Raw genomic sequence first — 26,335 nt, forward strand, 5'->3', positions numbered from 1 at the left:
TACTTTTCTGTTAAGAGCAAAACCTTGATTTCTTTATAAGATATGACATTCAAACTTATTATTAAAAAAATAAAAAAGACATTAAACCAACAAGAATCTGAAATATTTGATGCTTGGTTTAATGAGTCTCCAGAACATCGTGCATATTTCAATAAGGTTAAAGTGAATTTTAACTCTGAAATCGATAATTTTAATATGAATGAGGCATGGAGTAAGATTCAAAATAGTACACAAGAGCCAAGATTTAAAGTAAATTGGAAATATATGGTTGCGGCTATTTTAATTGGAATATTAGTTACTGCTAATTTTATAGTAAAACAGAACGATAGTGAAAATTTCATTCAAGAATCTTCAAAAATTTCAGAAATAAGTATTGGTTCTAATAAGGCAATTTTAACATTGAATGATGGTTCAGAACTAGAATTAAAAGAGGGTAATAGCCAAGCATTAACAAATGCCTCCTCCAATGGTAAAGAATTAATTTATAAGTGTTCGAAAAAACATAGAAGTGAAGTTATTTATAATTATTTAACTATCCCAAGAGGTGGGCAGTATGTTGTAAAATTAGCTGACAACACCAAAGTATGGTTGAATTCTGAAACTAAAATCAAATACCCCGTAGAATTTGAGGAGGGACAAGTTCGTCAAGTTGAACTTATTTACGGTGAAGCTTATTTTGAAGTTACATCAAGTGCAGTTAATAACGGAAGTTCTTTTAGAGTTTTAACTAAAGGGCAAGAAATTGAGGTTTTAGGCACTGAATTCAATGTAAGTGCATATCAAAATGAAATTTTAATATATACAACATTAGTTGAAGGAAGTGTGTCGATTGTTACAAATGAAAAGGAAATAAAACTAAAGCCAGGTGAACAATCTATTTTAGATACAAGCGATAATTCTATTCAAGTTCAATCTACTGAAACATATTTTGTTACAGCTTGGAAAAAGGGGTTGTTTGCATTTAAAAATAAAACACTCTTAGAAATTGTGCCTATTTTATCTAGATGGTATGATGTGGAAATTACTATTGATGACGAAAATTTAGAATCTGTTGGGTTTAAAGGAGTCTTAAGTAAAAATCAGTCTATTGAACAAATATTAGAATTAATAAAAAAAACAAACTTTTTAAAATCTTATGAAATAAAAGGAAATAAAATAGAAATAAAAAAATAAGGGAGTTAAAGTTCACACCGTCCAAAGTATTAACCTTTTCTCCCTTTTGAGAATTAATAATCAACAAATGTTAAATTAAAAAATCATTACAAATTTATGGAAAATAAACTAATAGCACCCTTTCTTAGTGTAAGGAAAAAACTTTTTAGATTAATGGTTAAAACTTTTATATTCTTCTTTTGCACATCTTTATTTGCATTAGCACCAAATAGAATTTCATCTCAAAATGTTAATATAAAAATTGAAGAAGATGTTACAGTGTCTATTGATGGGTTGTTCGACTTAATAATGGAACAAACCGATTTTATATTTGTATATCAAGTCAATCTGTTCAAAGATGTTCCGGATATTAAATTAAAAAAAGGAAATCCTAAGGTCGAGGAAATACTTGAAAATCATATCACTTCTAATAATTTGGTATTCTCTATTAATAGCCAAAACACAATTATAATTGATAAAGTTCAAAATAGAGATCAAAACTTATTAAGCATTAAAGGTACAGTCAAAGATGAAAATGGAGTTCCGGCTGCCGGAGTAAACGTACTTGAAAAAGGTACACTCAATGGAGTTTACACCGACTTTGATGGGAATTTTAAAATTTCTGTAAATGAAGGAAGCGTTTTAGTTTTTAGCTATGTTGGTATGAAAGCTCAGGAAATAAAAGCAACTGATGATACTTATATGAATGTAATACTTAAGATGGACTCAGAATCTTTAGATGAAGTTGTTTTAGTTGGGTATGGAAGTCAAAAGAAAAGAGATTTAACTGGGTCTGTGGCTTCGGTTGATGTTCAAGAATTACAGAAAACTAACCCTATAAACTTCGATAACGCTTTAGTGGGTAGGGTTTCTGGTGTCTATACTGTGCCTTCTTCTGGAGCACCAGGTTCTGAAGCTTCTATTAGAATTCGTGGTATAACGTCCATCTTTGGTAATAACGAGCCATTATATGTTATAGATGGTCTACCTATTGAGGTGGGGCAGGGATTAGGGAATTCTTTTTATAACGAAAATTCTTATTCTACAATTTCACCTCTAAGTTCAATTAATCCACAAGATATAGAAAGTATTGATATATTAAAAGATGCATCAGCTACAGCGATATATGGTTCACGAGGGGCCAATGGTGTTGTAATTGTAACTACTAAAAAAGGGAGTTATTCTTCAGTGCCTAGTATCAGTTTAAGTGTAAATACAAGTATTTCTAATTTTACTAATCAGTATGATATGCTTAATTCTGAAAAATTTCATGATGTGATAGAACAAGCTTATAGTAATACTGGAACAACGTTACCGGCCGAAAGTTCTTTATATCCTTATGGAAAGGATGTTGAGACTAATTGGCAGAAAGAAACTGACCAAGCTGCAATTAATGCAAATTATTATTTAAATGCTAATGGTGGCTCATTGGATGGAGGTTCACTTTATTCTCTTTCTGCAGGAGTTACAGATCAAGCAGGAGCTTTAATAGGAACTAATTTTAGAAGAAATACATTAAGAACAAAATTAGAAACAAAACTATTTGAAAGATTAAGAGTAGGAACTAATTTTAATTATAATGATTCTAATAATGAAGGAAAAGGTACTTTAACATATTATCAAGCAGCTAAATATAGACCAGATATCCCTATTTATGATGACAATGGCGATTTTGCTTATGATGCTCCAAGTTATTCTTTTCAAGCTAACCCATATGCCAAAACAACATATTCTAACGATATAAATAGCAAGAGTTTAATTTTATCGTTATTCGGAGAATTTGAAATTACTAAAAACTTATTATTTAAAACAACATATTCTTATACCACTAACGACAATGATACCTTTAGATATACACCAAGTTATGATCCTTTAGAACAGGCTTATGGTAGAAAAGGAACATTAAATCAAAATGAAAATAAATTTTCTTCAAGGGTATTAGATAATGTATTGAGTTTTAATAAAAACTATAATAAACATGGTGTTAATGCTATATTAGGTGCTTCCTATACACAAAACAAAAGTGAGTTTTTAAGTATTAGTGCTACCGATTTTCCTGATGATGAAAATTTAATTACTCCTGGAGCAGCTTCTAGTGTTTCACTAACAAGCGGAGGAACTATTAGTGGTTTAGCATCTTATTTCTTTAGGTCTAACTATAATTATAATGATAAGTATTATTTAACTTTTACAGGAAGAGCCGATAAGTCTACTAAATTTGGTCCAGAAAATAGATGGGGATATTTTCCATCTGGTGCAGTAGCTTGGAGGATTTCTAAAGAATCCTTTTTAGAAGATTCTAATTTTATAAATGATTTAAAACTTAGAGCATCTTATGGAAAAACGGGTTCTGCAAACTTTTCAGATTTCCAATATGATACATTTTTTGCAGCTGGTAGTTTTTATAATAATAATAATGGGGTAATTTCTAATACAATTCCAAATCCTAATATTAAATGGGAAACGACAAATCAGTTAGATTTATCAATAGATTACTCTTTATGGGATAGAAGGATTAATGGAACAGTAGGTTATTTTAATAAGAAAACCTTCGATCAAATTTTATTAAGAGATGTTATTTTAGAAACTGGAGGAAGTAGCCAATTCTCTAATATTGGAGATTTTTTAAATGAAGGTTTTGAGTTTCAGTTGAGTGTTGATGTAATTTCTACAAACAAAGTACAATGGACTACAGATTTTAATATTTCTACAATTAATAGTAAAGTTCTTAAATTGAATGGAGGATATTATAATAACTTAATTGAAGGTGAGTCTATTAGCTATTTTTCTGGATATAAAATAGATGGAATTTTTCAAAATCAAAATGAAATAGATGCTTTAAATAGTAATTCGCCTAATAGTATTTACCAATCATCAAATACATCACCAGGAGATTTTAAATTCGTAGATGTTAATAATGATGGTTATATTGGTGAAGACGATTCTACTATTATAGGTGACGCCTCACCAGATTTTTTTGGAGGATGGAATAACATAGTTAGATTCGGTAACTTCGAAATATCTGCATTGTTTAATTTTAGCGTTGGTAATTATTTATACAATACCAATAAAAAAGATCTCACAATTTTTACAAATTACACTTCCAATTATTCTACAGAAATTTTAGATGCATGGAGTCCTACTAATACCGACTCAGGTATTCCGCGTTTAGCATATGGAGATCCGAATGATAATAATAGAGATTCAGATTTTTTTTATAGAAGATGCTTCATTTTTTAGACTTAAAAATTTAAATATTACATATAATTTAAAGCCTGAATTACTTAAAAAAATATTTATACAACGCGCTAGTTTTTCACTTACAGCTAGTAATATTTTTGTTATTACATCATACAGTGGTTTAGATCCAGAGGTGAATTATAATGGGACTAGTAATTTTAATCAAGGTTACGATAATGCTGCTTATCCTCCAACTAGAACAATCACTTTAGGATTAAACTTAAACTTATAATATTATGAAAATTTTAAAATTTACACTTATATACATATTCTTATTTACGTCTTTTAATTTATTTACATCTTGTGAGGTTATTGATGTTACAGATGTTCAACCTGTTTATCAAGTCTCTGAAGAAAATGTTATCACTAATCTAGAACAAGCTCAGGCTGTATTATATGGTACTTATGGTATTCTTATAGATGGTTTAGAATTTACTTCATATGCTCCTGGTTTAACTTCTTGTATGGGACTAACAATGAAGGTGGGGAGTAGAGGTCCGTCCTCATTCAATCAATTTGTAAATAATGAGGTTAACTCTAGTAATACTTATGTAGAATTAATATATACTAAAATGTATTTTCTTCTAAATAATGCAAATCATATAATTACTAAGACTCAGGAATTAGAAGGAGACTCTTCTGCTAAAAATGAAATTATTGCTGAAGCAAAAACTTTAAGAGCTTTAACTCATTTTTACTTGTTAAGATTATGGGGTCAATTCTATGATGAAAATTCAAGTTATGGAATTGTATTGAAACAACAACCAATTAGTGATGCTGTTATCCAGGAACGATCAAGTGTATTAGATACTTATAATTTAATTCTAGAAGACTTAGAATTTGCTATCGAGCATGGACCTGAATTTTCTAACACATTCTATACGTCTAATTTATTTGCTAAAGCTTTAAAAAGTAAAGTACTTCTTTATAAAAAAGATTATAGTAATGCGGCTCAATTAGCCTTAGAAGTTATCAATTCAGGAGAAAGAAATTTAGAAGATACTTATGCTGATATTTTTATAAAAAAAATAAGTAATACAAATGAGGTCTTATTCCAGACTCCTTTTGATAATGCTAATGATAGAAATAATAAAGCTTTCATATTTAGATCTTATTTTTCGTTGTCAGATACTTATAAAGAATTTATGCAAGATGATTTACGATATGATGCAGCAATAGCATCTAATGGGAATAATAATAAATTCAATAATTCAACTTATAATGGAGAAACTTTAACTGCAGATACAGAATATTTTATGCGTCTAGATGAGGTGTATTTAATCTATGCAGAAGCGGTGCTAAGAGGTGATGATAATTTAGAGGAAGCATTATCTGCTCTAAATAAAATTAGAGAAAGAAGTGGAAATGTTTTGTTTGAAATGACGACGAAAGAGTCCTTGCTTGATAAAATAAGAGAGGAAAAAATGTATGAATTAGGAGCTGAGAGTGGTGAAGAATGGTTTGATTTAGTAAGATATCACATAGAGGGAGATATCAATATAAATGATTTTAAACCTTTAACATCCGACTCAAAACTTATTTTACCTCTACCTACACAGTCTATTCAATTATCAGAAGGTAAAATAGTTCAAAATCCAAATTACTAATGAGAAATCTATTTGTTGTATTATTTTGCTTTCTATTAATTGCCTGTAAATCTGAGGGTAAACAGGAGCAGAAACAGAATCAGGAAATAATGTTTCATGAAGATTCATTTCAGAATATTTTGGCTTTAGCTAAAAAAGAAAATAAGTTAATTTTTATTGATTGTTATACAACTTGGTGTGCACCTTGTAAATGGATGGATAAATATGTGTTTATTAATAAAGATGTAGCTAGCTATTACAATAAAAATTTTATTAATGTAAAACTAGATATGGAAAAAGGAGAAGGGCTTAAACTAAGAGATACTTACGGTGTAAAGTCATTTCCAACATATTTGTATTTAAATGCAGAAGGAGAATTAGTTCATAAGTCTGGCTCTAAAATGAGTGTAGAACGATTTATTGAGGAAGGCCGAAATGCATTGAACCCTAAAAAAGCTATAGGATTATTAGCTAAAAATTATGAAAAAGGTTTTTTAAACTTAGATGATAAAGTTCAATATGCTATTATGTTAAAAGGTGCTGATGGGGCTAAAAGTAAGAAAGTTTTAAATGAAATTTATTCTGAGGTTGATAGTAATTATATGCAGACTTATTCTGGTTGGAAAATAATTGAAGCTTTTACAGATAATAATCAGTCAAATCTTTTTAAAACCCTAAATAACAATAAGAAACATTATACTGAAATGGCAGGAATAGAATCTGTAAATAAAATTTATGAAAGAGTTTTGTTAAATGATATTTATAGTAATCTTGAAGAAAAAGATAGCTTACTATTTTTTAGTAAGCTAGATTCTTTAAAAAATGTGTCTTTAAACTCTAGAACTGTCCCTATTCTACATTGTGACTACTATTTGCGAAATATGGATCCTGAAAATTTTATTAAAACATCTAACTATTATGTGGATAATGATTTAAAAAATGATCCAGAAACTATTGCTTTTATAGCGCGATCGGCAACAAGATATTCTCAACCTCTAAATCATAAGGTTTTGGAGCAAGCTTCAGTTCTAATTACGAAAGCTTATAGAACAGAATCTCCTAGTTATGGTACAGTATCAACATATGCAGACATTCAAAATAAAATAGGAAATAAAGAAGAAGCTATACGTGCTGGAGAACTTGCAGTAAAAATGGCAGATACTATCAGTAGTAAAATAAAAAAAATAGCAGAGAAAAATTTGCAAGACATGCAATAAATTGGAATGCTTAATAATAAATAAAATAAAAATATAATATGAAAGCTTTTATAAGTTTACTCATTGTTCTTAGCATTTTTTCTTGCAAGAAAGAAAAAGATGTTAATTATATTGTTTTTTCAGGAGTTATTAAAAATCAGGTAAATGATTATTTGATTTTAACTAAGAGCAATAAAGATATAGATACAATTAATATAGATTCAGTTGGGACGTTTATAGATACCCTATTTATAAATAATGGTTATTATTTAATATCTCATGGTAAAACATTCTTAAGACCTTATTTTGAAGTGGGAGAAGATTTTTCTGTAAACTTTGATGTAGAAAATTTCACAGAAACATTAAGATATGAGGGTAGTGGTGCAGAAATTAATAATTATGTAACCAAAAAAAGACAAAACGAATTAGATATTATAGAAAATAGAGCTGAATTTTATGGCTTGCCAGAAAGTGAATATAAGTCTAAAGTTTATGCTATAAAAGATAATAATATAAAATTATTAAAAGAATATGAAGCTATTTCAATTAATTTCAAATCTAAAGAATTAAAAAATATTGAATATGAATTTGTAAATAACCTATTAAGTTATGAAGAATTCCATGCCTACTTTACAAAAGTAGATTCTTTTGAAGTCTCAAGTACTTTTCTCCCTGATTTATCTAATTTTGATTTTAATAATGGAAAAGATTATTTGTTTTCTCCTGCATACAAAAGAATTTTAAACTTAAGTTTAAAAGACTCGACCGAAGCTGTTCTTAAAACCAAAGATAGCCCTAGAGATATAGTGTTGCTTAGTCGAATAGCTGAAATTGACAATGATACAATTAGAAATAGTATGCTTTATAATGAATCTGTCTATGGAATTACATACACTAATAATTTGGATGATTATTATAAAATCTTTATGAATGGGAGTACTAATCAAAATGATAAGTTAGAAATAACTGAAGCGTTTCAGAAATTAAAAAAAGTAGATAAAGGGCAAGTGTCTCCAGAATTTATAGATTATATAAATTTTAATGGAGGTAAAAATTCATTATCAGATTATCAAGGCAAATATGTATATATTGATATTTGGGCAACATGGTGTGCACCTTGTAAGAAAGAAATTCCATTTTTAAAAGAAATTGAACAGCAGTATAAAAATAAAAATATTGAGTTCATTTCAATTTCAATAGATAAACAATCAGATTTTGATAAATGGAAAAAAATGGTATCCCAAGAGAACTTGAGTGGTATTCAACTTTATGCAGATAATGCATGGAATTCACAATTTGTTCAGGATTATCTTATTAAAGGTATACCTCGTTTTATTATTATCGATCCTGTAGGGAAAATTTATAACGCTAATGCGCCTAGACCTTCAGACAAAGATTTACATAAGCAATTCGAATCTATGAATATCTAAAAAAATAATCTTGAATGTAAATCATACTACATTTAAGTATTAAACTTTTTTTAATTTTTACTAAATAATTGTTTGAAAACACTTTTGAATTAGTCCATATTATTTAGTGAAAAAGGACTGTGTTTAACATGCAGTCCTTTAATTTCTTAAGATTAACTTAGGTAGATTCATTAACAATGTAAGTAGTGTTTTGGACATATGTTCCAAAAAGACATGCAACTTATCCCCTTGTGCATTTAAAATCCTTATCGAATCTAATTCATGCAATTAAATTAATCTACAATAAATAGCACGATGAATATTCCAGCATAGTAAGATGAATAAACTGTCCTATATCAGACAAATAATTTAAATATTTATTAAATGAAAAACATACTAATAGCACTCGCTTTTTTAACATGTGGTTTTGTAAATAGCCAAGTCCTAGATCCTGTAAAATGGACGACTTCTGTAGAGAAAATATCAGATACTGAATATAACTTGATTGCTACAGCACATATCGATGCGGGTTGGCATTTATATTCGCAAGTCGTACCCGAAGGTGGCCCGGTAGCGACGACCTTTATCTACGATAACTCGGAAGAAAATTTCATTTTAAACGGCAATACTGTAGAAGGAGAAGGGCATACGGTACATGATTCTATTTTCGAAATGGAAATAAAATATTTTGATGGTGAAGCTAAATTTAGTCAAAACGTAAAAGTCACAAAAGCAACCTCTACAATAAACGGATTTGTGGAGTTTATGGTCTGCGACGATACACGTTGTTTACCACCTACAGAAATAGATTTAGAATTTCAGCTTAACGGAAAAACAGCCTTAGCTACAGAAACGACTGAAGCTGTAACACCCGCGGTCGCTGTAGATAACACCATTAAAACCACCGATGATTCAGCCTCTAATAAAGGACTTTGGTCAATCTTTTTTATTGCCTTCTTATCAGGGTTTGCAGCCTTATTAACACCATGCGTATTCCCGATGATTCCAATGACGGTGAGTTTCTTTACTAAGCAAAGTAAAAACAAAGCTGCTGGAATTAAGAATGCCATTATTTATGGTATTTGTATTATCGTTATTTATTTACTCTTGGGTATCGCTGTAACCGGAATTTTTGGAGCCGATGCTTTAAATGCACTAGCCACGAATGTTTGGTTTAACATTATTTTCTTTGTGCTTTTAGTCGTTTTTGCTGTGTCTTTTTTAGGTGCTTTCGAGATCATGTTACCAAATTCTTGGGCAAATAAAGTCGATTCTCAAGCAGATCGTGGCGGACTTGTGGGTATCTTTTTTATGGCCTTAGCCTTGGCTATTGTATCCTTTTCATGTACAGGTCCAATTGTGGGAACTTTATTAGTGGAAGCGGCATCAAAAGGAGGAGTCGCACCAATAATTGGAATGTTTGGATTTTCATTAGCCATTGCATTACCGTTTGCATTATTTGCAGCTTTTCCAGGTTGGTTAAACTCATTACCAAAATCAGGAGGTTGGCTAAACACCGTGAAAGTTGTTTTAGGATTTTTAGAACTGGCTTTAGCATTTAAATTCTTAAGTCAAGCGGATTTAGTTTTGCAGCTTCACATTTTAGAACGTGAAGTTTTTATCGCGATTTGGATTGCCATTTTTGGAACCTTAGCGTTTTATTTATTCGGGAAAATTAAATTACCACACGATTCCCCATTAACGCATATTTCGGTGGGGAGATTAAGCTTAGGTCTTATCGTGTTAACCTTCACTATTTATATGATTCCAGGCCTTTGGGGCGCACCTTTAACTATTATTAGTGCATTTCCGCCACCACAAGACTATAGCGAATCGCCTTATGGTGTAGGTTTCTCAAAATTAGAATCAGGTGGTAGCGCTTCAGCTCATGGCGATTTACCTGAAGGTGCACATTTATTAGCGCCACACGATATCATGGCCTTCAACGATTACGATACAGGTTTAGCATACGCTAAAAAAGTAGGTAAACCTGTGATGCTAGATTTTACAGGTTGGGCGTGTGTAAATTGTAGAAAAATGGAACAGAATGTATGGCCTGAGCCAGAGATTTTAAATCTATTAAAAAACGATGTGGTTTTAATCTCCTTATATGTAGATGACAAACGAAAACTTGAGGCTGATGAGATTGTAGACTCTCAGTTAAAACCAGGAAAAAAGCTAAAGTACATCGGACAAAAATGGAGTGAGATGCAAACCATTAAATACAAATCAAATTCGCAACCGTTTTATGTGATCATCAATCATAACGAAGAGAAACTAGTAGAACCTGTAGGTTATATTCCAGATGTAGAAGCGTATCATATGTGGTTGAAAACTGGGGTGTCGAAGTTTTAAATCTAAACCATTGATTTTACTATACAGTGGCGATTTGGTTATCATCCTGCCACCCCGACGATAAAAAAGCTTTACAGTTTCTGTAAGGCTTTTATTAGTTTTAAGCATGTCTAACTTGTGCACTAAAAACATTTTTTATCTTCACAATCTATTTCATTAAAATGAAAAAATATTACCTAACTTTAATCTAGGTTCTAATTTCATAATACTTTACAAAAAGTGGAATAGCTAAGAAGTACTAAAAGCACCTTCTAAATTAATTTGGTTCAATTAATAATGAAAGTATAGAGGAACTAATGAAAGTCAATAAAAATATAGGCCTTGTTTTTTTGTTTTTCATAACGCTTGCTTTTAGTCAGAAGAAAGAAGATGTTTTTTAAATTTAGATAATGATAATTCTGAATATACAATTTCCCTACTTATGTATGGAAAAGAAATAACCTCTTTCCATAGCAAGCATACACGATAAACAATAATTATAAAGTAAAATTAAAGTTACCAAGCCTATAACTTTAGGTTAATTTATATTGTAGAGGCTTATCAGATTAGATTAACTTCATTTATCAAGTAATTTTGCGAGTTCTATAACAAACAAAATGTCATACCTGTTAATAGCAATTTTATCCCAATCCTTTACTATTGCCTATCTATTTAGAAAGGATTTTAAAAAGAACAGACAAGAGTTATTCTTGTTGTGTATAGTACTTATAATGGCAATCATTTTTTTAATGAAATTTGCCTTTCTTATGTTAACAGAAAATGTACTGTATGCACGGTACTCCCCAGCAATCACCATAGCGACTCCTCCTTTATTATACTTATACGTTAAAAGTGTGTTTAGTGAAATACCTGTGTTAAAAAAAGAAATTATTAAACACTTATTGCCTTCGGCATTACTAACAATAGCATTTGTAATTGTAGGGATAAATATTGTTATAAATAAAGATTATAGCTGGATTAACCTTTATAAAAAAGTATATGATGTTTTATTTTTCACAGTAAACTTAACTTATCATTCCTATATCCTATCTATTATTTTAAATAAAAAAAACATAACTAACCCTAAACTATTATGGTTAAAATGGCCAGTAATATTATGGATTGGTGGTGTAGCCTTATTGTTGTTTAGTAAAATAATTGATAATCAACAATTAATAAGTACTTCCATAATATTTGCCATGATTGGCTTTATTATTTTTTTAATTAAGCTATCAAAATTAAAGCAAAACTTATTAGAATTAAGGAGTTCTGATACGGCTAACATTGAATCAACCTTACCCAAAAAGCCTAAATACGAAAAGTCATCTTTAAAAGACAACGACTTGAATGCAATTTTACTAAAATTAGAAGCGTATATGGTTAACGATAAACCATACTTAGACCCTAATTTTGCATTACTAGATATGGCTAATGATATTGAAATTTCCAAGCATAATATAACTGAAGTACTAAATACAGTATTGAATAAAAACTTTTTCCTTTATATCAATGAATATAGAATAAAGGAAGCTAAACTCAAAATGGCAATAAGGCCAACTGAGAAGCTAAATATTATCGCCCACTTTTCTGGCTATAACTCTAAAACAACCTTCATAAAATATTTTAAACAAATCGAAGGTATAACGCCATCTGAGTATCGTAAAAAATTAAGCGATAAAGACCCGAATTAACTTGTTTTAACTAGTATATCTTTCTCTTAAAGTTAACTTAATAATTCTTTAACCTTGGTTAATTTGCTGAATATTAATCAATTGAAGGTTTGGTTCGCTTGGTGTTAACCAATTCAAGTTCGTTCTTCTTGGTACGAACTTTTTTTACGCCTCATTGTTATTTATTTGCTGAAAAATTAAATAAATCAATTACGAAAATGAAAACCAAAAAGTTTTTTAAAACAGTATTAAATGCTTTTTTTACATTAATGTCTGCCTTGGCAATTGGTCAAAAAATGAACATAACGGGGACAGTAACAGATGCGAATGGTCCTCTACCAAGTGCTACAGTTTATCTAAAGGGTACCTCTAATGGAGTGACAACCGATTTTGATGGGGTATTTAGTATCCTAAACTCAGCTCAAGGTAACCAAGTCTTGGTAGTATCTTATATTGGTTATAAGCCTAAAGAAATCCCTTTAAACATTTCAAATAGCAATAATGTTAATCTAGGAGCTATTCTAATTGAAGAGGATGCCGAAAGTTTATCCGAAATTGTGATTAAAGGAAATTATTATCCGTCTCAAGTACGAGCACTAAACATGAAGCGTAAAGGGATTACAATCTCCGAAGTTTTAGCTGCCGATGCCATTGGCAAGTTACCAGACCGTAACGCTGCTGAAGCTGTGCAACGTATGCAAGGAGTATCTATTGAACGTGACATGGGGGAAGGACGCCGTGTAATCGTTAGGGGTGCACCTACACATTGGACATCTATAACCTTAAACGGAAATAGATTGCCTAGCGCAGGTGGGGCGAGTGATGAACGTTATACTCAATTAGATGTCTTTCCTTCAGAACTTATTCAATACGTGCAATTAAATAAAGCCTTAACACCAGATATTGATGGTGATGCCATTGGAGGGAGTATGAATTTTATTACAAAATCTTCCCCATTAAAACGTACGTTAAGTGTTACTGGAGCTGGTGGTTATAATACAAATGCGAAGGATCCCTCATATAATGCATCCTTGGTTTATGGAGATCGTATTGGAGAAAAGTTCGGATTTATTGGTTCTGCTGTGGTTTGGGATAGAAAAGCAGGAACAGATAGATATATGGTAGATTACGATTTTTCAAATACTGATGCTGAACAAGCTTTTGCTATTAATAGATTGCAGTTAAGAGATTACCAAGCAAGACGAAAAACAACTGGTTTTAATCTAGCAATGGATTATGATTTAGGCCAAAATAGTAAATTGTATTTTAAAGGGTTATATTCTAACTATCTCGATCAACAAAACGTAAGAGAAACATATTTTAATTACAATCAAAATAATGTTCAATATCAAGCTCGTCATGCCGATTATAAAACTAATTTATATGCCTTAAAATTAGGTGGAGATTTTAAGTTGAATGAACAATTAGTATTAGAAGGGGCGTTACAAATGGCTTCGTCAGATTTTAAATTAGACTCACCGAATACTGTCCCTCAATCAGAACGTGGCTATCCAATCGTTAACTTTATTCAGCCAATGACTTATAGTGGATTATCTTCAAATGGGTTAAAGTACTTAGCAATGGATTCTCCTAACGGTATAGGTGGTTCTAAAGATCATGTAACTCCAGATTTCAATTCAGATTTAGACCCAAGTAAAGCATATTTAAATCAAGTAATTATGTCTGCTTTAAATAAAGAAGAAACAGATTATACAGCTAATTTCGATTTAACATATACTAAAAATGAAAAGCTTGAATTTAAGTTTGGTGGTAAATATGCCGGAAAAACTCGCGATTTCAATAGCTATACAGGGCTAAAAATGCAAGGTGCGTTATTGGGTGTACCCAATAGTCCAGGTATACTTTATATGTCTGACCTTAACTTAGAATCAGAGCCTTTCGATGGTTCTTTCCTAGAAGAGATGAATGGTACTTACAGTAATGTAGATGTGCCTCAAGTAACCAACGGTCAAATCGACCAAATGTTTACAGAGAACTTTGCAACTCAAAATGGTTTAATTACATTATTAGATAAAGACTCACCTAGTAATGCCCCACAGTCATATTCAGCAGAAGAAGAGGTGATTTCTGGATATATTATGGCCGATTATAAACTTAACGATAGAATACAGTTTGTCGGTGGGGTTCGTAACGAATCAAATTATGTAGAGTTAAAAGGTTCTAAAGTAATTACTGATGAAACTGGCACTGTTGTACAAGAAATTACTACCAAACAAAATTATAATGCCTTTTTACCAATGCTACACTTGAAATATAAAATTTCAGACCAAGCCTTGTTAAGAACAGCGTTTACACGTACCTATGCACGTCCTACCTTTAGCAGACTTAATCCTGGTACTCAAATAAGTGAAATTGCATTAACTATTACAGAAGGAAACCCTGATTTAAAACCTACATTTTCTAATAATGTTGATGTGATGTTCGAATACTATCCTGAAGGTTTAGGATTATTCTCGGCAGGAGCTTATTACAAAGGATTATCAGATTATATCTATGACGACCAAAGTATTGTTGCTTTAAATGGTACAAATTATATAAGATCTAGACCTGATAACTTAGATAGTGCATGGTTATATGGTATCGAATTAAGTTTTATTAAAAGGTTCGATAACATGGAAAATATCTTCAAAAATTTCGGGGTCGAGTTAAACTATTCCTTTATTAATTCTGAAGTCGAAATTCCAACATTTACTAATGGAGAAGAAACAGGGAGCTATAAAACAACATTGCCTGGACAAGCTAAAAATATAGGAAATGTAATCTTGTTTTATGAAAACAATAAGTTCATGGCACGTATTGCTGGAAATCTTAAGGGAAAATATGTTACAGCCATCAGAAGTGTAGCAGGTCCAGATCATTACCAGTGGTTTGACAATAACTTTACAGTAGACTTTTCTTCGTCTTATGCGATTAGCGATAATCTTAGGTTGTTTGCAGAAATAGGTAATATAACTAATGCGCCTAACAGATATTATCATGGTACTTCCGATAGACCAGAATCAGATGATTGGTCTGGTATTAGAGGTCAATTAGGATTAAGTTATAACTTAAAATAAATAATACCATGAAACATATATTAATACCATTTTTGGTAGGGAGTACCCTTGTATTATCATCATGCAAAGAAACCCCAGAAAAAACAAGCCAACAGCAACCTAAACCTGAAATAACTCAAACTGTAAAACTGAATCAAATTCAAGTTTTAGGTACACACAATAGTTACGCTAAACCTATAGATAGTGCCGTTACTGCTTTAGTAGATCCTATCTTTAATAAATTGATGGGACAATATGTCCAAAATATGGATTCGGTGTCTAAACAAAAGTTTAAAGAATACCATCCTAATGAAATGTCTTTTAGTCAGGGTTTAAACTATAGTCATCCAGATTTTATTACACAACTTAATGCAGGCTTAAGATCTCTTGAAATTGATGTGTTTAATGATCCAACAGGAAATAGGTTTAACTCACCTGCAGCTTACCAAGTTTTAAAAAATCAAGGTATAAATGATTTAGCTAATTTTGATACAACCGATTTAAGTAAGCCTGGGTTTAAAGTGATGCATGTTGCCGATATCGATTTTAGAACTCATTATCCAACATTTAAAAAGGCGCTTGAGGCTCTAAATTCATGGTCAAATCAAAATCCTAAGCATACACCTATTTTTATAATGATAGAGGCTAAAGATAGCGGGATTCCACTTTTTCCTAATTCAGCAGAGGTAATGCCTTTTGATGAAACTGCTTTCGATGCTCTGGATCAAGAAGTAATTTCCATCTTAGGGAAAGATAAACTCATAACACCAGATGATGTTCGTGGTAAATTTAAAACACTCGAAGAGGCTGTGTTAGCTAACAATTGGCCGTTACTTGAAGACGCTAAAGGTAAATTTGTATTTATGTTATTGCCATCTGCAGGAGGGATGTCTGCAGAGAGTGAATACGTAAAAAATCATACCGTATTAGAGAATCGGGTAATGTTTGTTCAATCTCAAATAGGTCAACCACATGCTGCATTTTTACTTTTAGATAATGCAATCGTAAGACAAGATGATATTAAAAATGCTGTAAAAAAAGGATATCTCGTTCGAACACGTTCAGATATAGAAACTTATGAGGCGAAGATAAATGACACTACCAGAGCTCATGCTGCATTTACTAGTGGTGCTCAGGTTATTTCAACAGATTTTTTTAGACCAGGAAATAATTATGGTACAGATTACTTTGTGAAAATGCCTAACGGAAAACCTATGCGATTAAATCCTGTAAATTCAAATAATATAAAATGATAAAGAATAGAATGAAAACATATAAACTAGTATTTGGTATAATGCTAAGCTGTCTAGCTATTAATAACGTAAATGGACAAACAAAAACAGATGTAAATCAATTTTTTACATCACAGAATGGGCAATTACATGTTCCAAAAGACATAAAGATTAATCAAATTCAGGTTGTAGGTACTCATAATAGCTATGCTAAGAAACGGGACTCTGTAATTATGAATTTCTTAGACCCAATGTTTACTAAAATGATGTCTGGCATGACGGCTAATATGTCTGTGAAAGAAGAGGCTAAGTGGAAAGAGTTTCATCCAAATACAATGAGTTTTAAAGAAATGATATCGTATAGTTTTCCCGATTTCCCAGCTCAATTAGATGCAGGAATGAGGTCTTTAGCTATCGATATAGTATATGATCCAGAAGGAGGGCGTTTTAATAAACCTGCTATTTACGATGTTTTAAAAGCCAAAGGAATTACTAATTACATGCCTTTTGATACAACAGGTCTGAATAATCCAGGCTTTAAAGTTATGCATATTCCTGATATCGATTTTTTATCACATTATAATACTTTAGAAGCAGCATTAATCGATTTAAAAGAATGGTCTAACCAAAATCCAGAACATGCTCCTATATTTATTATGATGGAAGCTAAGGATAAAGCATTTCCTATGTTTCCTAATTCAGCTAAGGTTGAGCCTTTTACTTCAGAAATTTATGATGAATTAGATTCCAAATTACTTGAGGTTTTAGGACGTGATAAAATAATTACACCAAACGATGTGCGTGGGGATTACAGTACATTAAATGAAGCCGTTTTAGCTAAAAACTGGCCAACTTTAAAGTCTGCATTAGGTAAATTTATGTTTTTGCTATTACCTGGAGGAGCGGGTTTATCTAGTGAGAATGCCTATATTAAAAACAATCCTAGCTTAAAAGATCGCGCGATGTTTGTTAAAGCAGATCAAGGTCTTCCACATTCAGGATTCCTTTTATTAGATAATGCGCTAATAAGACAGGAAGATATTAAAGAAGCAGTAAAGAAAGGGTATATGGTACGTACTAGGGCAGATATTGAAACTTATGAAGCTAAAGTAAATGATTTGTCACGTGCAAATGCAGCTTTTTCAAGTGGTGCACAAGTAATTTCCACAGATTATTATGAAGAAACTAATAATTACGGTACCTCATACAGGGTGCAAATACCTAACAATAAAACCTTACAATTAAACCCTATTAATGGAAGGGAGTAAAGTCATTTTTGAAAATTGAAAAACGTTTAATTTTTAATGTGTTTGTTGAAAAGAGTTCATAAATTATGTGGACTCTTTTTTTATTTAAAACTTGTCCCGTCCTGAAATAGAGAAACACTAATATTTTTTCGTCACAATCTATTTCATTGAAACGAAAAAATATTACCTAACTTTAATTTAGGTTATTGTTTCATAGTGCTTTACAAAAAAAAAGGAATAGCTAAGAAGTACTAAACCCGCCTTCTAAATTAATTTGGTTCAATTAATAATGAAAGTATAGAGGAACTAATGAATGTCAATAAAAATATAGGCCTTATTTTTTGTTTTTCACAACGCTTGCTTTCAGTCAGGAGAAAGAAGATGTTTTTTTTAATTTAGATAAAGATAATTCTGAATATGCAATTTCCCACCTTATGTATGGAAAAGAAATTGGCCATATAAATCTGTCCGACAGAAAACAATATGAATATCACCAAAAAAAAGAAAAGAAGCAATAACTAATGGGACTTATTATTTCAATCCTGATAGCGGAAGAGATAATCTAAATATAGATGTATTTGCCCTACCTTTTAAAGTCATTTCAAAAAAAGAAATAGTATTAAATGATTATGAGATAAGTCGTAATTTAAGTTATTTCTTTAATGCTATGTGTTCAAATAAAATGAATGCTTTCCAAAAACAAAGGACGGTGGCTGAGCATTGTCATTTCTGTTTATTACTCGTGCAAATTTAAATATTTTGTTTTTATTGTAAATCCTATTATTCTATAAGTTTAAAATTTAGAGAACTCTTAAAACACATAGTGCTTTGGCGTTAACCCAAAACGCTATCTTTTTTTATGAAATCTAGGTATTCATTAGTTTAAAGTCTTGCCCAATTAATTATTTTACTACAGTAACTTCTAATTCTACTTTTAAGGTTAGAAAGAAGCTTTTTAAAATAGTATTTTATACTTTACATAGGTTTCATTAATTTACTTAACTATTTATAAATGCTGAAGCAGTAATCCTTAATAGATAGATAATACATGAAGTACGAATAGTGCGTCGACTAATTGTAATTTTATTAGTTAATTTTTCAAGTAAAACGGTTGTTCATGTCTTTATCTCGTCCTTTATTTTACATTTTTATTTTTCTATCCTGCTCTGGCTTTGCTCAAGCAACTTATAAGATTCATTCTCACAATGATTACAGTCAGATTTTACCCTTTTGGAAAGCTTATAATAGTGGTTTAGAATCTATAGAAGTGGATGTATTTTTAAAAAACGACACTTTATACGCTACGCACGAAGCCCATGAAATTAAGTCACAAAACACCTTAGAATCTTTATACTTAGCACCTTTAAGTAAAGTTTATAAAACCCACTTAGGAGCCGAACAGCAGATCCAACTTTTAATCGATATAAAATCAGAAGCATATACCACACTTGATGCTATTGAGACGGTATTAAAAACATATCCTGAGCTTACAAATAACCCAAAACTGAGTTTTGTTATTTCGGGACATAGGCCAGAATTAAAAGATTACAATAACTATCCTGATTATATCCTATTCGACTACCAAAGCTTAAAGCCAATTCCTAAAAAAGCGCTGAATAAAATTGCATTAATAAGTCTTAGCTACGCAAATTTCTCGTCTTGGAAAGGTCAGGATTCTATTCCGAAAACAGATTTTAACACCTTAAAACGTGTTGTAAACCAAGCACACGCAAACAATAAACCATTTCGTTTTTGGGGTGCTCCAGACACACCGTTAGCCTGGAATACTTTTTATAGAATGGGCGTAGATTTTATAAACACAGATCAGCCGCTAGAATGCGCTAACTATTTTAATACCCTAAATGCGACCACAAAGGCTATAGAAATTGCTTTTATTTCGGATATACACTTTCAAGATATTTATGGTGAATTTTCGGATAACGATTATAAAGGAATATACAATGACAAGACCAATAGGCACACGCTTTTAAGAACAATGGATGCGCAATTGCATTCTACAAGAATCTTTAACGAGAATTATTTTGCACTATTTGCTGCCTTAGACGATATGGTAAACAAAGGTATAAAGTATGTCGCTTTACCGGGGGATTATACAGACGACGGCCAAGCCATTCATTTAAAAGGTTTGCAACACATTCTCCAGTCTTACGAAACAACCTATGGTATGCAATTTTTTATAACCACCGGTAATCACGATCCTGTTGGACCTCTTGCTCAAGATTCTGGAAAATCTGATTTTATGGGAACAAACGGACAGGCTCAAGCTATTTATAGTTATAAGCCATTAAAAACCGACCTCCCTGTCATTCTTTCTAAAGACATTAAAAAATTAGGATACACAGGCGTTCTTAATCATTTACAATCTTTTGGTTTTTTCCCTCAAGAAAACCATCTGTATTGGGCTACTCCCTTTTCTAACTATACACCCGAGACTTACACTTATAAAACAGCTTTACAGCAAAGCACATTAGATAATAGGATGTATAATATGGCGCCAGGATACACCATTCCCGACGCTAGCTATGTTGTAGAACCAACACCAAACGTATGGTTACTCGCTTTAGATGCCAATGTATATTTACCAAAAGATTCTATTGCTGGCAATGCTTTAGACCCGAAAAATTACAGCGGCGCTAGTATAGGATATAACAATGTAATTACTCATAAAACACACCTTATACAATGGGTGAAAACGGTTGCCTCGGAAGCCAAGCGATTAAACAAAACACTTATTGCTTTTAGCCATTACCCAATGATTGATTTTAACGATGATGCATCAAATGAATTAGAATCCTTTTTCGAAGGTAAAAAATGGCAATTAGAACGTGTACCTCAGGAAGCGGTCTCTAAAATATTTTTTGATGCCGGAATAAAAATCCATGTAGCAGGACATATGCACATTAACGACACTGGCGTGAGAACCTTTGAAAACGAAAAGTCTTTAATTAATATACAAACACCATCTATTGCCGCATATATTCCAGGTTATAAAATATTAAAAATAAAAGCAAATAATGAGATTGAAGTGAGGACAGAACAAGTTAACCATGTTCCTAATTTTGATGATTTATTTCCACTTTACGAAAAGGAATATAAGCATTTAACTTCGCAAGGAACCCCTTTATGGAATCATGAAATTTTAAACAGTACGTCGTATCATGATTTTACCATGTTTCATTTAAAAGAACTAGTACGCTTAAGGTTTCTAAAAGAATGGGCTCCGGGTTTTAAGGATTTTATGTTAAATATCACCGCTAAAGATTTACTTCTGCTACCTTATTTAGATACTAACATCTCAATTGAAACCTTATGCCTAAACAAAACCGAATATAAGTTAGATTGGGAAATGGCCGAAAACAAAGCTGTATTGGCTTTACAAACCTCCGATTTAACAGTAGAAGATTTTAAAGACTGGACTGGCTTTGATATGATTTTTGATTTTTACCGGATTCGGAATGCCGATGTTTTAGCAATTAACGATATTGGAGACAAACAAATAGCCATTTATAAATGGCTATTTGATACTTATAAGTTGACGTTATCTGAGAATAAAAACGACGATATCAGACAGAAATTATTAACCTTTTCTTCAATCTTTTTAAAATTCTTAAACGGTGCCCCTGCTAATCATTTTGTTATAGATTATAATACAGGAGCTTTAAAAGCTATAGAAAACTAGTACTTACTTTTTTGTAACCGGATTCTTTCTAACATATGTCCCGTTTTCAAATGAAATATGATAATCGCTTTTAAATAATGTACTAGGCAAATAATAATCTGTAGTGATAATTTGTGCACCAGAATCCTTTGCCATATTAAAATGAGAATAGTCGTTAGATCGTGCTTCTTTGGTACCTGCATCTGCACGTGTTCTTATTATATATCCTTTAGATACTAAATCTTTTATGGATTTATCTTCTGGGTTATTTCTAAATAAAGTTGCCGCTTCAGGCGTTCCTGGATTGGCATTGGCAAACATGGCACGATTATTAAGCGATGGATGCCCTTTAATATATAAATCACGTTTTCTACCAGAATCATCTAAAATAAATAAGAACTTCCCTCTAGCGTCTTTTAATGTTGGCCAGTTATTATTTAATACTGCCTGCTCTAGAGTTTCATATTTACCTTTAACCTTATCCGGAGTTATTAATTTATCACTTCCTAAACCGCTTTTTAGTGCATTATCGAGTTCTGCAAAAAGTGATGTTGTAAATTCTTCTGGCTGTGTGCCAAACATATTTGCTTTTCCGTCTTTAGCTTCTAATGTTACAAAAATAGGTTCGTGATTAGGATGCGCCTCAGACCATAATTTTATATCCTTTAAGCAAGCATCTAGAGTATAATAGTGCGTTCTAAAATCGATATCTATAACATGTAAAATTTTAAATCCCGGTTTCTGCATGACCTTATTAGGATCGAATGCCTCATCTGGTTGCGCTAGAGATAATCCTTTTGGATTTGCATACGTCCCTCCTTTAGAATCGGCATAAACATCTATTTCAAGATTTCGTAATCCCATATCTAACTGCTCTAATATAGGTATATGTGTATACTGTAAAGATTGTATACTATTAGTGGTATCCTTTTTTTCTAAAAAACGATATAGTTTAGGTTCTATTTCTTTTTTATAACTGTTATGAGACCCAATAACTTGAAGCTGATTAATGCGTAAAGCATCGTGTTGAGATCTCACTTTTAAACATAGAATACACAATAAACATAATGACAAATAATATTTCATAACTAAAAAAAATTAGTGGCCAAAATTACCTCTAATCCATTAAGTTCATGTTAGTAAATTAAGAACAAAATGTAAAAACTTAACACGTTTAAGTGCACTATACAAAACCATTAAACCACTAAATAACAACGTATTAATATTAATCATCATGATTTACACCACACTGTTTATTTAACAGTTGCATAACTATTAGCTAAAATTTGGGAGCTTAAGATTTCATTAATTTGCGACACGATTAAAACTTATAAAGTTTTGTTAACGACCTCCAATTAACCTCTAAAACCTTTACTCCCTTAATGAATTAAAAACACGTATAAATTTTCCTCAAAATAAAAAAACCATAGTTGCTACGAACAACTACGGCCTATTAATTAAGCATTGTAATACCAATAACTTAAATATGTATAATAAAAATAATTTATTTCTATTAAAAAATATAACTTTTTTAATATTATTCTTGCTTGTATACCAAACGGGTTACACAAGTACTGCCACAGCTTCAATAAACAAAACGTCTAATAAAGCGATTCAAAAAACGATACAAGGTAAAATTGTAGACGAAACTGGCGTTCCCTTATTAGGCGCTTCTATTTTAATAAAAGATACAACCATAGGTGCTTCTGCCAACTTTGACGGTGAATTTTCTATCGAAGCCAGCTACGGACAAACGTTACAAATTTCATTTATAGGTTACGAAACCCAGGAAGTTGTAATAGATGCCGACTACCTAAACATTACCTTACAACCTTCTAGCGCTGTGCTAAGTGAGGTTTTAATTGTAGGATATGGTCAGCAAAAAAAGAAAGATCTTACAGGTGCCGTAACTCAATTATCGTCTAACGAATTTAAGGAAGGTGTAAATATTTCTGCAGATAATTTATTACAAGGTAAAGTTGCAGGTGTACGTGTAATTCCTTCTAACGGAGAACCAGGTTCTGGTGTAGACGTTTCTATTCGTGGTGTAGGTTCTATTAGAAGCGGTAGCACACCTTTATTTGTAGTAGATGGTGTTCCTTTAAGTAATACAAATGTAAGTGCGCCTAGTCCTAATTTTGGACTTGGAAATTCTAGCGCAAAGAATCCACTAAACTTCCTTAACACTAGTGATATTGCTTCTATTACAGTGTTAAAAGATGCATCTGCTGCCGCGATATACGGAGCAAGAGGTTCTAACGGTGTTGTTATTATTACCACAAAACAAGGAAAAACAGGCAAAGCAGCTATTACGATTGATTCTTATTTAAGTGTTTCCAATGTAATTAAAAAGATTGACGTCCTAGAAGCAGACGACTACAGAAATGCTATAAACGACGACGCTTACGATCATGGTGGCAACACAGATTGGCAAGACGAATTACTTCGTAGCGGTATCACTCAGAATAACAATTTCTCCTTTTCCTCTAAAACAGAAAGCGGAAATTATTACACCTCTTTATCGTTAATGGATCAGGAAGGGATTGTACATAATAGTGGTTTCGACAGAGTAACGGCGCGTTTAAATGCTGAAGAATCTTTCTTTGATAACAAACGATTAAAGGTAAAGGTAAATTTAACTGCCAGCCAGATTAATGAAACGGGAGTTCCTAATGGTGCTGATGCAGGTTCTGATGGACAGTTAATTATCCATGCTTTAATGGCCAACCCAACACAACCTGTATTTGATGAAGATGGCGAATACACCAACTTTAATTTAAATCAGAACTACAACCCGATGTATTTATTAGACATTTACGAGGATCACACCAATACAGTACGAATTCTTGGAAATGCTGAAGCATCGTTTAGAATAATTGATGGATTAGACTATAAATTTAATTATGGTGTAGACCGTTCGGTATCAGAACGTAATTCTACTATTTACCCAAATGCTACAGATAGAACGCCAGAAGGTGCTTATGTTCAAACAAATTTAGAGTCTCAGAGTACTTTAATGGAGCACTATTTAACGTATCGTTTTGGATTTAATAGAAACAACTTTGAAGTTTTAGGAGGATTTTCATATCAGAAATTCGATTTCTCTGGAACAACATTTTCTGTTACAGGAATAGATCCTAAAGGCACAGGTGTTAAACCAGAATACGATCCTGGATATTCTGGGCAACAGAATGGCCTAAGTGGATACGCTCAAGAAAACGAATTACAATCTTATTTTAGTAGGGTAAATTACAATTTCGATGACAGATATTTAATTACTGCATCGGTAAGAGCAGATGGTTCGACCCGTTTTGGTGAGAATAACAAATATGGATATTTCCCTTCATTTGCATTAGGTTGGAATTTAGACAACGAACAGTTTTTAATGGATTCTGATGTGATTAACCAATTAAAACTAAGACTTAGCTGGGGACAAACAGGAAACCAAGAAGTACAAAACAAAATCACTCAGGCTAGTTATTCGCAATCGGCTGCAGGTGGGTATTACTTATATAACGATCCGACCTTAACAAATGGAATTGTAGTAAACAGAACTGCCAATCCAGATTTACAATGGGAAGTGGTATCACAATTAAATATTGGTGCGGATTTTAGTTTATGGAATAACAAATTATACGGTTCTGCAGATTATTACACAAAAACAACAACCAATGCCATTCTAAACATTCCTGCCGAACCATTAAGCCCAACAACAACAGTGTGGCAAAACATAAGTGGAGAAATTGTAAATAAAGGTTTTGAATTAAGTTTAGGGTCGCAAATTGTAAGTACAGACGACTTCTCATGGTCTCTAGATGTAAACGGAGCAACGTTAGATAATGAGGTAGTAGACTTACCGGTTTCAGAATTATATTCAGGTAGTGTTGCAGGGCCAGGTTTATCTGGAGTAGTTGCAAACATTTATAAAAGTGGTTACGAAGCAGGATCGTTTTATATGTTAAAACACTTAGGTTTCGATGCGAATGGCGCAGACATTTTTGAAGATTTTAACAACGATGGCGCTATAAATAGTGACGACCGTCAGATTTTTGAAGGTGCTCTACCTAATTTCACATACGGGATAAACACCAACTTAAGTTATAAACGTTGGGATTTAAGTCTTTCTTTAATTGGACAAAGTGGTGGTTTACTAGTTAACAATACCAATTTAGCGTTAAACATTAACAATATTGTTTCTGATAGAAATGTCCTTTCAGAATTCTATAATGCTGGAGCTAGTTATTCTAACACACCTCAACTTTCGACATTATATTTAGAAAAATCAGATTTCCTACGTTTAAACAACGCAAGAATAGGATACTCCTTAGATACAGATTGTCTTAATTTAGAATGGCTACAAGGTTTAAACCTATATCTAAGTGCTCAGAATTTATTTACAATCACTAACTATTCTGGTTACGACCCGTTAATTAATAGTCCGCGAAATTCTGGAGGAAACCAATCTATAGGAATAGATTACACGACTTACCCATCATCTAAAACGTATATGCTAGGTGCAACACTAAAATTATAA

Annotated in this window: 14 protein-coding genes; 13 read left to right on the forward strand and 1 reads right to left on the reverse strand. The window is 31.8% G+C overall.

All coding sequences use genetic code 11. From position 1 onward, the window contains the following. The first annotated feature begins 42 nt into the window (after positions 1 to 42). From BN863_RS04695 to BN863_RS04750, 12 genes are all read left to right on the forward strand, one after another. Entirely contained in the window at positions 43 to 1,173 is a 1,131-nt protein-coding gene (locus BN863_RS04695; protein WP_038528016.1) for a FecR family protein, read from the forward strand. A gap of 153 nt (positions 1,174 to 1,326) precedes the next feature. Next, on the forward strand, positions 1,327 to 4,392 hold the full coding sequence (locus tag BN863_RS04700) for a SusC/RagA family TonB-linked outer membrane protein (protein WP_038528019.1): 3,066 nt from the start codon (positions 1,327 to 1,329) through the stop codon (positions 4,390 to 4,392). Beyond that, positions 4,340 to 4,624 (forward strand): TonB-dependent receptor, encoded by a 285-nt coding sequence (locus BN863_RS04705; protein WP_038528021.1) that lies wholly within the window; start codon positions 4,340 to 4,342, stop codon positions 4,622 to 4,624. The genes BN863_RS04700 and BN863_RS04705 overlap by 53 nt, the downstream gene beginning before the upstream one ends. A gap of 4 nt (positions 4,625 to 4,628) precedes the next feature. After that, positions 4,629 to 5,999: a RagB/SusD family nutrient uptake outer membrane protein gene (locus BN863_RS04710; protein WP_038528024.1), complete on the forward strand. Its 1,371-nt coding sequence runs from the start codon at positions 4,629 to 4,631 to the stop codon at positions 5,997 to 5,999. Further along, complete coding sequence (locus BN863_RS04715; protein ID WP_038528026.1) at positions 5,999 to 7,195, forward strand: thioredoxin family protein; 1,197 nt, start codon at positions 5,999 to 6,001, stop codon at positions 7,193 to 7,195. The genes BN863_RS04710 and BN863_RS04715 overlap by 1 nt, the downstream gene beginning before the upstream one ends. Before the next feature lie 38 nt (positions 7,196 to 7,233). After that, positions 7,234 to 8,604, forward strand: coding sequence for a TlpA family protein disulfide reductase (locus BN863_RS04720; RefSeq protein ID WP_038528028.1), 1,371 nt, complete (start codon positions 7,234 to 7,236; stop codon positions 8,602 to 8,604). Between the two features lie 363 nt (positions 8,605 to 8,967). Continuing rightward, positions 8,968 to 10,938 carry a protein-disulfide reductase DsbD family protein gene (locus tag BN863_RS04725; protein WP_038528030.1) on the forward strand — a complete coding sequence of 657 codons (1,971 nt, stop codon included), beginning with the start codon at positions 8,968 to 8,970 and terminating at the stop codon, positions 10,936 to 10,938. A gap of 746 nt (positions 10,939 to 11,684) precedes the next feature. After that, positions 11,685 to 12,608, forward strand: a complete 924-nt coding sequence (locus tag BN863_RS17915; RefSeq protein WP_206778064.1) for a helix-turn-helix domain-containing protein — start codon at positions 11,685 to 11,687, stop codon at positions 12,606 to 12,608. Positions 12,609 to 12,805: 197 nt separating this feature from the next. Beyond that, positions 12,806 to 15,664: a TonB-dependent receptor gene (locus tag BN863_RS04735; RefSeq protein WP_038528033.1), complete on the forward strand. Its 2,859-nt coding sequence runs from the start codon at positions 12,806 to 12,808 to the stop codon at positions 15,662 to 15,664. 8 nt (positions 15,665 to 15,672) lie between these two features. Then, the gene (locus tag BN863_RS04740; RefSeq protein WP_038528036.1) at positions 15,673 to 16,896 is read left to right on the forward strand and encodes a Ca2+-dependent phosphoinositide-specific phospholipase C; all 1,224 of its coding nucleotides are present in this window, start codon (positions 15,673 to 15,675) and stop codon (positions 16,894 to 16,896) included. 11 nt (positions 16,897 to 16,907) lie between these two features. After that, on the forward strand, positions 16,908 to 18,143 hold the full coding sequence (locus tag BN863_RS04745) for a Ca2+-dependent phosphoinositide-specific phospholipase C (RefSeq protein WP_038533136.1): 1,236 nt from the start codon (positions 16,908 to 16,910) through the stop codon (positions 18,141 to 18,143). A 1,096-nt stretch (positions 18,144 to 19,239) separates the two neighbouring features. Next, the gene (locus BN863_RS04750) at positions 19,240 to 21,822 is read left to right on the forward strand and encodes a phosphatidylinositol-specific phospholipase C/glycerophosphodiester phosphodiesterase family protein (RefSeq protein WP_084817465.1); all 2,583 of its coding nucleotides are present in this window, start codon (positions 19,240 to 19,242) and stop codon (positions 21,820 to 21,822) included. Between the two features lie 3 nt (positions 21,823 to 21,825). On the opposite strand, the gene BN863_RS04755 is transcribed toward BN863_RS04750, so the two are convergent. Next, entirely contained in the window at positions 21,826 to 22,839 is a 1,014-nt protein-coding gene (locus BN863_RS04755; protein WP_316930378.1) for a phosphatidylinositol-specific phospholipase C1-like protein, read from the reverse strand. Between the two features lie 448 nt (positions 22,840 to 23,287). On the opposite strand from BN863_RS04755, the gene BN863_RS04760 reads away from it, so the two are divergent. After that, entirely contained in the window at positions 23,288 to 26,335 is a 3,048-nt protein-coding gene (locus BN863_RS04760) for a SusC/RagA family TonB-linked outer membrane protein (protein WP_038528042.1), read from the forward strand.

This window comes from Formosa agariphila KMM 3901, from assembly GCF_000723205.1.
Classification (GTDB): Bacteria; Bacteroidota; Bacteroidia; order Flavobacteriales; family Flavobacteriaceae; genus Formosa; species Formosa agariphila.